Here is a 465-nt window from a genome sequence, read left to right as displayed (position 1 = left end):
GAGTATTATCATAACCATACTTCGCTATAGAAATGGTAAGGTTTCGGTGAAAAACTCAAAGGACAGATTTTTCTTGAAGTGCCTGTGCATGGTTTATCTTTGTACTTTCAAAATCTAAGTGCAAAACGTCTATCTGTTTTACATAGGTTCTAACTATGAAAAAACGAATGAATCGTTGCACTCCGATTTTGAAAGTACGCAGACTTTATACGCAGTGTTTAATGATAAAACTTTTAAAGTAGTTGAGCAGTGAAAATAAAAGCACCAAGTGGAAGTCGCATTCTTTTTGAAGAAGAAGATATGTTCTTAACAGAATATTGTGATGATAACGATATCTGGTTTTGGAAAATAATAGGAGAGAATCCTTTTTTAATAGAAAGGGGCTTTAAAGAGCAAGGAGGTTTATACACCCTATCGTTTCCTCAAAAAAGGAAATATCCTTATCCCGCCTATGAAGGTCGCATG

General features: G+C 34.6%; 1 pseudogene. It reads left to right on the top strand.

From position 1 onward, the window contains the following. Window positions 1-249 precede the first annotated feature (249 nt). Window positions 250-465: pseudogene (locus HMPREF9999_RS10665) on the top strand (hypothetical protein); the annotation flags it as partial.

Source organism: Alloprevotella sp. oral taxon 473 str. F0040, assembly GCF_000318095.2.
In the GTDB taxonomy this organism is placed as follows: Bacteria; Bacteroidota; Bacteroidia; order Bacteroidales; family Bacteroidaceae; genus Alloprevotella.
Note: the sequence above shows the minus strand (reverse complement) of the source record. Positions and strands in the feature narration are given on the sequence as shown.